Source organism: Pseudomonas folii (assembly GCF_014357575.1).
In the GTDB taxonomy this organism is placed as follows: Bacteria; Pseudomonadota; Gammaproteobacteria; order Pseudomonadales; family Pseudomonadaceae; genus Aquipseudomonas; species Aquipseudomonas folii.
Genome location: NZ_JACONW010000176.1, coordinates 1 through 10,277 on the forward strand (window position 1 = coordinate 1; position 10,277 = coordinate 10,277).

Annotated in this window: 10 protein-coding genes; 9 read left to right on the forward strand and 1 reads right to left on the reverse strand. The window is 57.7% G+C overall.

Annotated elements, in window-relative coordinates:
• Positions 1 to 25 precede the first annotated feature (25 nt).
• Entirely contained in the window at positions 26 to 1,234 is a 1,209-nt protein-coding gene (locus H8S59_RS23750) for a YbfB/YjiJ family MFS transporter (RefSeq protein ID WP_187523007.1), read from the reverse strand.
• Between the two features lie 145 nt (positions 1,235 to 1,379).
• Between H8S59_RS23750 and H8S59_RS23755 the strand changes: the two genes are divergently transcribed.
• From H8S59_RS23755 to H8S59_RS23795, 9 genes are all read left to right on the forward strand, one after another.
• On the forward strand, positions 1,380 to 2,252 hold the full coding sequence (locus H8S59_RS23755) for a LysR family transcriptional regulator (RefSeq protein WP_095095900.1): 873 nt from the start codon (positions 1,380 to 1,382) through the stop codon (positions 2,250 to 2,252).
• A gap of 254 nt (positions 2,253 to 2,506) precedes the next feature.
• Positions 2,507 to 3,358, forward strand: a complete 852-nt coding sequence (locus H8S59_RS23760) for an STAS domain-containing protein (protein ID WP_095095903.1) — start codon at positions 2,507 to 2,509, stop codon at positions 3,356 to 3,358.
• Positions 3,359 to 3,362: 4 nt separating this feature from the next.
• Complete coding sequence (locus tag H8S59_RS23765) at positions 3,363 to 3,725, forward strand: STAS domain-containing protein (protein WP_095095906.1); 363 nt, start codon at positions 3,363 to 3,365, stop codon at positions 3,723 to 3,725.
• A complete protein-coding gene (locus H8S59_RS23770) occupies positions 3,722 to 4,126 on the forward strand; it encodes an anti-sigma regulatory factor (protein WP_095095909.1) in 405 nt (134 codons plus the stop codon). The genes H8S59_RS23765 and H8S59_RS23770 overlap by 4 nt, the downstream gene beginning before the upstream one ends.
• The gene (locus H8S59_RS23775) at positions 4,117 to 5,133 is read left to right on the forward strand and encodes an ATP-binding protein (RefSeq protein WP_187523008.1); all 1,017 of its coding nucleotides are present in this window, start codon (positions 4,117 to 4,119) and stop codon (positions 5,131 to 5,133) included. The genes H8S59_RS23770 and H8S59_RS23775 overlap by 10 nt, the downstream gene beginning before the upstream one ends.
• Positions 5,126 to 5,992: a sensor histidine kinase gene (locus H8S59_RS23780; RefSeq protein WP_095095912.1), complete on the forward strand. Its 867-nt coding sequence runs from the start codon at positions 5,126 to 5,128 to the stop codon at positions 5,990 to 5,992. Before H8S59_RS23775 ends, H8S59_RS23780 begins: the two co-directional genes overlap by 8 nt.
• On the forward strand, positions 5,982 to 7,937 hold the full coding sequence (locus tag H8S59_RS23785; protein ID WP_187523009.1) for a response regulator: 1,956 nt from the start codon (positions 5,982 to 5,984) through the stop codon (positions 7,935 to 7,937). The genes H8S59_RS23780 and H8S59_RS23785 overlap by 11 nt, the downstream gene beginning before the upstream one ends.
• A gap of 524 nt (positions 7,938 to 8,461) precedes the next feature.
• A complete protein-coding gene (locus H8S59_RS23790; RefSeq protein WP_095095918.1) occupies positions 8,462 to 8,791 on the forward strand; it encodes a hypothetical protein in 330 nt (109 codons plus the stop codon).
• 475 nt (positions 8,792 to 9,266) lie between these two features.
• The gene (locus tag H8S59_RS23795) at positions 9,267 to 10,217 is read left to right on the forward strand and encodes a LysR family transcriptional regulator (RefSeq protein WP_187523010.1); all 951 of its coding nucleotides are present in this window, start codon (positions 9,267 to 9,269) and stop codon (positions 10,215 to 10,217) included.
• The last annotated feature ends 60 nt before the right edge of the window (positions 10,218 to 10,277 follow it).

A 10,277-nucleotide genomic window follows, 5' to 3' on the forward strand; every position in this document is an offset into this window, starting at 1 on the left:
AAGTTTGGTGTTGATAAAAAGTCGATTACTTCCCGGAAATCAACGCAGCAACAAAGTCAGCCACCAACGCCACAGCAATCGCCGCCGCCGCGATCACAAACAGCATCACGTGATGCCCGCCATTGGCGTTGAAGATCACTGAATACCCATAACCGCCCAACGCCTGAAATGTCGCAAAGGAAACGGTCGCACGGCTCCAGGCGACTTGCTGCAGTTCGTGGCGGGGCACCAGTTCGTGAATCCTGCCCAACGCCAGCGGCACGATGCCGGGTGGGAACGAGCCAATGATGATTGCCAGCAAGGCCAGCAGCGCAAAGTTACTGGTGGTGCACAACAACGCGACCGTTACGGCTTGTACCGCGAGCACCACGCGGATCGAGGTGCGGGCACCCAGACGGTCGGCGAGAAAACCGTAGATCACCGGTCCCAGAATCGCGCCGATCCCGTACATGACCCAGATCACGGCCCCCGCATGGGCGCTCAGGCCAAGCCCGCGGGTCACGTAATCCACCAGAAACACCATCGCGGGCACCAGACCGATCGCCATTAATGCGTATTGGCCAAACAACAGGTATATCCCGGGGTTCATGCGGCTGTGAAGTGGCTGATGAGTCGCTTCGGCCGAGGCCGACACTGCGGCGGTAGCGCCTGCCGATGGCCAGCCGAACCAGCTCACTGCGGTGAGCACCAGGGACGCCAGACCCAGGCCTATCCAGGCATCTCGCAAGCCCAGAGATAGCAGGAACGGCACCAGCGTCCCCGAACCTGCGATGCCCAGACCCACCCCGATGAAGATTGCACCACTGGCCAGCCCTCTGCGAGCCACCGGTACATGAGGAATCACCGTGGCGGCCACCACGACCATGATCGCGCCCCCGGCGATGCCGGACAGCAGTCGCCAACTGAAGAACCACGCGATGGATAACGGAAAGGCACACGCAAAGAATGATGCCGTGGCGATCAGCATCATCAGACGCAGCGAGTGTCCGTTGGACAGTCGCGCAGCGATGGGGCGGCCGGTGAGGGCGCCTATCAGATAACCGATCAGGTTGGCTGCGCTCAGGTAAATCACGTCCGAAGCGGAAAACCAGTGGGCTTCGATCAGTGATGGAATCAACGGCGTATAGGCGAATCGCGCCAGGCCGATGCTCACCAGGCTCGCGCTGAGGCCTGCAAGGATGTGCAGCCAGACGTTGTTGCGTCCGGATGCAAGGGTGTCAGTGGTGGTGTGCATGGCGGAATGTCCTTCCCACAGAAGCATGGAATCAAAGTGAGCACGACAAAGTGCTTGGCTGAGTCCATAGTACCGACGATGATTGATGCAATCTTGCAGTTAATTCTCTTTAGTAAGATGCATAAATGCATCAAGCAGGTGGCCAGTGAACTGGGACGACACACGCATTTTTCTGGCAGTCTGCAGAAAGTCCACGTTGCGCGGTGCGGCGCGATTGCTGAATGTGGATCAGGCAACAGTGGGCCGCCGGATAGCGGCCCTGGAAAAAGCCTTGGGCACCACGGTGTTTCTGCGTACCTCCGAGGGCTACGTGCTGACGGTCGCAGGAGAAGCTGCATTCAAGTCAGCAGAAAAAATGGAGCGCTCCGCCCTGGAGCTGCAACGGCAGATTCAGGGGCTCGATGATCGACTCAAAGGCGAGGTGCGCATCACCTCAACCGATTCGCTGGCCGTCGAATTTTTGATTCCTGCCATCGCTCATCTGCATCAACAACACCCGGACGTGAAAGTCCGGCTCGATGCGTCAATACAAATGCTCAGCCTTTCGCGCCGTGAAGCCGATATAGCAGTCAGAAACGTCAAGCCGGAAAATCCCGATTTGATCGCGCGTTGTATCGCCCGTTGGCCGGTAGGGCTGTATGCGTCGGCGGAGTATGCGCAACGTCATGGCGAGCCTGAGCCCGGCTCAGCGTTTGCCGGCCACGACCTGATCATGTTTCAGCCCTATCTGGAAAGTGGCCGCGAAGCGACTATCGTTTCCGAACCGGTCAGTGCGGGGCGTCTGGTGGCAACGGTTAATTCCGGGTTGATGATGCGTCGCTCAATCGCTGCCGGGATCGGCATCGGCGAAATTCCGGTGTGTCTGGGCGAGCGTGACGGGCTGACCCGGCTGTGGCCAGACCGGCAGCGGCAGGAAACCTACGACGTCTGGTTGGTGACCCATGAAGACTTGCGACATACCGCACGGGTGAGGGCAGTGATCGATCACATCGTCAGCGTCTTTGAGTCAGTCGGATAGGTGCGGAGCTCAAATACAGTCGAATGGATGTAACGCCCGTCGAAAAGCCTCATTCAGGGTGGTTTTGATGAAAAAATCAGCCTGTATAACGCTTGACGAAAGGCTATTAGCAATGTGCCAGCAGAGGCTGCTTGCATTTCAAGGTGAATGGTAGAGAATCGCCGCATAACGAGGCCAGTCGGCCCATATTTATACTATTTATTGCATTCCTGGATGGATCAGGTTTGCCGGCATTGTTCAGGAGTTCAAACAAGATGGCAGCAGTGCAGCAGAAGACCGTTGACGCAATCACGACCTCTCAGCCAGAGCTGACAGCCGCATGGCTTGCAGCACTGGAAGCCAACGGTGCCACGCGTAACCTCAAGGACGATGATCTGAAACAACAGATGGCCGAGTTCCTGAGTCTGGTGGTATCAGTCGCGGAGAAGGGGCGTCATCAGTCTCTGGCAGGCAGTGACTGGGATGCTATTCGCCAGTTTCTTGAAAAGCTTTCCCAGAGCCGTGCTTCAGTCGGTCAGGATTCGCAGCAGACTGCCAGTTTCGTTTTTGCGCTCAAAGGCCCGTTGTTTGCCCTGATCCAGCGTGAGTATCAGGCTGATCCGACGCTATACGCCGAGCAGTTGCTGGAGCTGTCCGAGCTGCTGGATGCCTTGGCCATGCACACCATCCGCACATTCCAGAAATCCCGTGAGAACGTGATCAAACGTCAGCAGGAAGAGTTGCTGGAGCTGTCGACGCCTGTGGTCAAACTGTGGGACGGCGTGCTTGCCCTGCCGATGATTGGCACCCTGGACTCCCAGCGTACCCAAGTGGTGATGGAGTCCCTGCTGCAGCGCATCGTCGATACCGGTTCGGAAATCGCCATCATTGACATCACCGGCGTGCCAACCGTGGACACGCTGGTTGCGCAGCACTTGCTGAAAACTGTCACCGCGATCCGCTTGATGGGCGCTGACTGCATCATCAGTGGTGTACGTCCGCAAATTGCTCAGACCATTGTCCACCTGGGTCTGGATCTGCAAGGCGTCGTGACCAAAGCCAATCTCGCCGATGCGCTGGCTCTGTCGCTGAAGCGTCTGGGGCTGACCGTCACCAAGGCGGTATAAGTACATGGAACGTATTCCTATTTTGCAGATGGGCGCTTATCTGCTCGTCACGATTCAGGTCGATATGCACGATCAGCTTGCGCTGACCCTGCAGGACGATCTGTCCGAGCGGATCAGCAGAACCTCTGCACGGGGTGTGCTGATCGACATCTCGGCGCTGGACATCGTCGACTCCTTCGTGGGACGCATGATCGGGACCATTTCCGGCTTGTCGCGGATCATGGATGCCGAGACCGTGCTGGTCGGCATGCAGCCAGCAGTGGCGATTACGCTGGTGGAGCTGGGCATGACCTTGCCGGGCGTCAGCACTGCGCTGAACGTTGAGCGCGGTATGAAACTGCTGCATGAGCGAGTGCAAGCGCAATGACCGTACGCAGCAGCGGCACGCAACCTGTGCTGATCGAACAGGACGTCGTACTTGCGCGCCAGACCGCGCGCAAGCTGGCTCAGGAGTGCGGCATGCGCCTGATTGATCTGACCAAAATGGTCACCGCCGTCAGCGAGCTGGCGCGCAACACCATGGTCTATGGTGGCGGCGGGGACATGGACTGGCAGATCCTTGAAGAGGATATGCGCACCGGTCTGCGGATCACCTTCCGCGACGAAGGGCCGGGCATTCCTGACCTCAAGCTGGCGATGACCGATGGCTGGACTTCCGGTAACGGTATGGGTCTTGGCCTGACCGGCGCCAAGCGTCTGGTGGAAGAGTTCGAACTGGACACCGCCCCTGGTGCCGGAACCCGAATAACGATTACCCGATGGACGTGACCCTGCGCAGTACCCTGACGCAAGTTTTGTTGATCGAGGACAGCAGCCAGGTAGGCCACGCAAGACGCACCGCTCAGCAGCTGGCGGAGGGGCTCGGGTTCGATGAAGTGGATGCCGGGCGCGTGGCGCTGGTCGCGACCGAGTTGACCAGCAATATTCTCAAGCATGCGGTTCGCGGCGAGTTGCACTTGCGCGTTTTCAATTCGCCTGGCTTGTCCGGCATCGAGATCATTGCCGTGGATCGTGGCGAAGGCTTCGACCTGAGCGATTGCATGCCCGATGGTGTCTCGACCCGTGGAACACAAGGCATTGGTCTTGGCTCGATCGAGCGACAGGCGGATGTCTTCGATGCCCACACGGATGCCCGCGGCGCGGTGCTCATGGCCCGTTTTTACCCTCGTAAAAGCAAGACCCGGGACCTGCGTGTCGGTATCAGTCAGCATTCACTGCATGATGATCCCGCTTGCGGTGATGTCTGGTCATTGGCAATTGCCGGGCAGCGGATCAGTGCGTTGATCATCGACGGTCTGGGGCATGGCGAGGATGCTGAAGTCGCCGCCCGTGCTGGCGAGGTTGAGTTCCAGCGGCAGCCGTTCGATTCTGCCGAGCGTGTGTTCGACGAGATGCACCATTCCATGAAGGGGACACGCGGCGGTGCCGCAGCGTTGGTCAACTTTGATGCCGGCCTTGATACGTTACGTTTTGTCGGGATTGGCAATATCGGCGCGACGCTGATTGGCGAAGACAAAGTCCGGGGGCTGGTATCGCACCCGGGCATCGTCGGTCTTCAGTTCAGGAAGGTTCAGGCATTCGAGCATTCGCAAGTGACAGGCCAGTTGTTGGTGATGTACAGCGATGGGCTGCAATCTCGTTGGAACCTGCGTGATTATCCGGGTCTGATCTATCGTCATCCGGCGGTTATCGCTGCCGTCCTGCACCGCGATTTTTGCCGCGGTCGAGATGACGTCACCGTGTTGGTTATTAGTCTGGAGGCGTTCAATGCCTGAACCGATCGTTGCCGATCAGTCCCTTGAGCTGCAGAAGTTGCGCGATGAAGCGGACGCGCTGCGTGCCGAGCTTGAAGAAACCAATCAGGGCGTACTGGCGCTGTATGCCGAGCTGGATAACCAGGCGGAGGAGTTGCGTCAGGCCTCTGATTTGAAGAGTCGCTTCCTGTCTTACATGAGCCACGAATTCCGCACGCCGCTGGGCTCGATTCTGAGTATCACCAGCCTGCTCAAGGACGAAATCGACGGTCCGTTGAGCGAAGAGCAGCACAAGCAGGTCGGGTTTGTCAGTGGCGCAGCCCGTGAGCTGAGCGACATGGTCGATGACCTGCTTGATCTGGCCAAGATTGAAGCCGGAAGAATCACCATTTCCCCTGCCTGGTTCGACATGTTTGACTTGTTCTCGGCACTGCGCGGCATGTTCAGGCCGATCGTCAATGCGTCCTCCGTGGACCTCATTTTTGAGGAGCCGTCAGGTTTGCCGCGTCTGTACACCGACGACAAAAAGCTCGCGCAGATCCTGCGCAATTTCATTTCCAACTCTCTTAAATTCACCCAGCGCGGTGAGGTGCGAGTGTCGGCACGTCTGGAAAACGATAGTGAAATTCGCTTTGCGGTTACCGATACCGGCGTGGGTATTCCCCAGGAAATGCACGGTGCGTTGTTCGAAGACTTCTCGCAGATCGATTCGCCTCTGCAGAAGCGTCTGCGGGGTACTGGCCTTGGCCTGTCACTCTGCAAGCGGTTCGCCGAGTTGCTGGGCGGACGAGTCGGGCTTGAGAGTGAGCCGGGCGTTGGGTCGACATTTTTCGTGATCATTCCATTGGCCATCGCCGCAGGGCATGTTGATGAAGCGTGAACTCCGGCTGCTGATCGTTGATGACAACGCCGCGACACGCTACGCATTGCGGCGGCGCATGGAGCGCCACGACTTCATTGTCAGCGAAGCAGGCACCGGCACCGACGGGCTTGAACAGATTGCTGCACAAGTCCCGGATGCGCTGATCCTCGATGTGAATCTGCCGGACATGAGCGGTTTCGATATCGTTCGTCTGTTGCGTGCCGAGCCACGCACCGCCTTGCTGCCTGTGGTGCATGTCTCGGCGGCGTCGATTCAGACCACCGACATTGTCACCGGCCTGGAGGCAGGCGCTGACGCCTATCTGGTGCACCCGGTAGACCCGGATGTGCTGCTGGCGACCTTGAGGACATTGCTACGGGTGCGAGACACCGAATACGCATTGCGTGAAAGTGAGGCGCGTTTCAGGGAAATTTTCGTCAATATCTCCGCGCCGATTGCGGTGATGGACGCTCAGCTCAAGGTCCACGAGTGCAACCACGCGTTTGCGCTGTTGACCCACCAAAGTCTGACGCAGGAAACCATGCTGGGCTCTCTGGCGGGCGACCAGGAGGAAATCATTCAGGAGCTGCGTGCTGGCTTGCTGGCGGGTGAACGCTGGCAAGGCACGTTGCGCATGCTGGTCCGGGGCGAATTACGCGAGACCGAGTGGCAGGTTTCGCCTTACCGTACGCCTGCGTTGAGTCTCGTGTTCGTCGAAGACGTGACCGAGCACCGGCAGCGTGAGCAGTCACATCTCAAGCAACTCGACAGCGTTACCACCAAACTTGCCTACGAAGTGGCCGAACGTGCCCGGACTGAAGCTCAGTTGCTACAAGCACAGAAAATGGACGCGATAGGCAAGTTGACTGGCGGTATTGCCCATGACTTCAACAACCTGCTGACCGGGATCATTACCGGTATCGAATTGATCAAGAGGCGGACGCAGGAAAATCGTCCCGAAAAAATCATGCGCTACGCCGAGGCTGCACTGGCCTCGGCCTCCAGTGCGGCGGCGCTGACTCACCGGCTGCTGGCGTTTGCTCGTCAGCAGCCGCTGGACGCCCGGCCAATCGACATCAATAAACATATCCGTTCGCTGGAAGACTTGTTGCGCCGCACCATCGGCAAACGCATCGCGTTGACTCTGGACCTCACTTCGCAATCGGCCATTGCGCTGGTGGATAGCAGCCAGCTGGAAAGTGCGTTGCTCAATCTGGTGATCAACGCCCGGGATGCGCTGCCGAACGGTGGAACGATCCGGGTCACCACTTTCGCTGCGCATTCCAAAGGCGATGCCAGGCTGGCGGATGGTGCCTACCTGGCGCTGTCGGTCAAGGACGACGGCATCGGCATCGAGCACAGCGTCATCGACAAGGTGTTCGATCCTTTCTTCACCACCAAACCCATTGGCGAGGGCACCGGGCTGGGGCTATCGACCATTTATGGCTTTGCGCGGCAGTCGCAAGGCGACGTTGTCATTCGCAGCGTGGTGGGCCACGGCACCGAGGTGACCCTGATGCTGCCTGCCGGAATCGATTCCGTACCGGTCGAGGATGCGCCGACCACTGCTCCCCGAGAGGGAATGGGGCAACACATTCTGATCGTTGAAGACACGGCGTCAGTGCGGATGTTCGTCAACGAGCTGCTGATCGATACCGGCTACCGCTGCACTCAAGTGGGAGACGTCGCGACGGCATTGTCGTTACTTGAAAACGATGCGTCGATCGACCTGCTGCTCACCGACGTTGGGCTGCCTCACATGAACGGGCGTGAGCTGGCGGACCGGGCTCGGCTCTGGCGGCCGCATTTGCCAGTATTGTTCATGACCGGTTATGCCGAAAACGCCGTGAACCGGCAGAGCTTTCTGGGGGAGGGCATGGATATGATCATCAAGCCTTTCCAGCTGGGCGCATTGCTGGAAAAAGTCGACACCATGCTTGAGGCAACCCCCCGCGAAACCTGATCGGCTGTCGTTTTGCTGTGACTGGCCGGTCAGAATCAGAAATATGTAGTGCTCTAAAATAATCACTACATAATCATTGACGCATGCCTTTTCGACTTGCATTATGCAGCTGTCTCCCTGATCGGGAGAGTTGGAAAGGGTGTTCTTGACATGCACGACAAGCCGTCGTGATGTTCCCGGATGTGTACTGCCCACGAGGCAGATTGATGAAGCTGACCTGGCATGGTCGTCTCAGGGCGAGCAGAAGCTGGCGATACGTCCTCATGAAGCTTGTGGCTGACTGCTATTCAGGTTGGCGTGGGTGTCAGGAAGTCTCGCTAGTTCTCCTTACTGTTTGACGCTGTCGCGTAGCAGCTTTTCATCAAGACTACATGCATCTAGTCAAGGGCCGGCTCTGTAGGGAGTTGAACGATAACGAGCGTTTGATGTTTCGTTCATCTGCAGTGATACGAATCAATTGGCCGATTTGATGATGTGTTTGAGCTCACTAATTAATCAGATGACGAGCGGTCAAGGAGTTACACATGAACTTGAATAACCAACCTACTATCAATGAACTTTCCGAGCTGTTTGCTGCGCGCAAGGACACGCTCGACAACCATATCCTGTGGGTGTGCGAAGAAGGCGAAGTGCGTATTGACCCTCTTGCGTCGGGTGTGCCGGAAGAGCAGTTCCTTGCCAGTCGTCCGAACTTGCGCGCTCGCCTGTCGATGTACCGCCGCGGCCATGGCTGGGTCGGCAAAAAGGCCGCCGCAGACAAGCAGTTCATGAGCGATGTGCTGCAGACATTGCAGGACGTATGGAGTCAGGCACAGCGTCAGCCTGAGTCGCGGGTTGTCGAACGGTCGTATTAGGTTGAGTTTGCAGTAGTCCCCTGTAGGAGCGAATTCATTCGCGAAGCGTAGTGCCAGTCGCATTGCTCGCGAACAAGTTTGCTCCTACAGGGGATGTATGTTGTGCATCGTCGTTGGAGCTAACTTGTTGGCGAGGCGGTGTGTCAGGAGAATTGTTTCGCGGACGCGTTCACTTTTGCTTAATAGATACAAGTAACAGAGTTGAACCGCATCCCTGTGTGAGTGAGCGTGCTCGCGATAGCATCAGGTCAGGCGACAAGTTGTTGTGATAAATATTGAATTGCGAGCAAGCTCATTCCTACAGTTCATATGCCGCGAGAAAGTGCGGTGCAACTGACACCATGTCATCTACATAGATAGTCCCTGCAACCCCCAAGTAGGCTTGTTCTGTTCGATAGGTTAGGCTTGGCCGCTTCCGGCTGCGGATGAGCGCCGGGCAGTATCTGATCTTCATCGTTCATGACAAGGCGTATGTATGGATTTGCGGCAACTGGAAGCGTTCGCGGCGGTTATGTCGGCTGGCAGTGTCACGGCTGCGGGTAAAATGCTCGGTCGTTCACAACCCTCAGTCACCCGGGTGATTCAGGAGCTGGAGCAAGAGCTCGGCTTTGCCTTGTTCGAGCGTAGCGGTCCGAAAGTCACGCCCACCCAGAAAGCCTTCATGATGTACGCCGAGGTTGAAAGTGCCTTGCTGGGTATCCGCAACATTCGCCAGCGCGCCTTGCATATTGCTCAGGACGAGAATCGCCAGATCAAGCTCGTGGCTATCCCGGCGCTGGCGGCAGGTCTGCTGCCGCTGGCCTTGTCCCGGTTGCCGCAGCCTTTGCAACCGCAGCACATTCAACTGCACAGCATGTCTCCGGAAAACGTCGTTCAGGCAGTCCTTTCCAAGACCATGGACCTGGGAGCTGTGAGCCTGCCCCTTGAGCATCGCGGCCTCGATATCCACTGGATCGGCGAGTCGCCGTGCGTGGCCGTGCTGCCCGCAGACTCGGAACTGGCGCGCTACGACGTGCTGCCCATGGAGGTGCTGGCCTCGCATCCGTTGATCACCATGTCCAACCCGTTTCGTTTCCGTCGCCGCATCGACAAGGCGTTTCAGGATGCCGGTGGCAAGACTCCCCATATGCTCGATACCAATACCTCACTGGTCGCCATGCAGATGGCTCGCGTCGGCTTGGGTATCGCACTGGTTGATCCGTTCACAGCTTTGGGCGTCCCGATCAATGGTGTTGTAGTGCGACCCATCGAGTGCAACATCCCGTTCTTCTTCGGTTTGATTTCTGCCTTCGCCAGCCCGTTAACCGATGTGTCGGTGGCGCTGGTCGAAGAACTCGTCAGATCCGCCCAGGCAATGTTGCCGTCCATGGTCATGCATGACCCCAGCGAACATGACGCCTTGCTGCAGAGTATTTATGCAGGGTAGGTGCAGGTTCTGAGTGGTGGCGGTGCGCTTTTCTCTCTTTTTCTAGATATGGAATGCTGC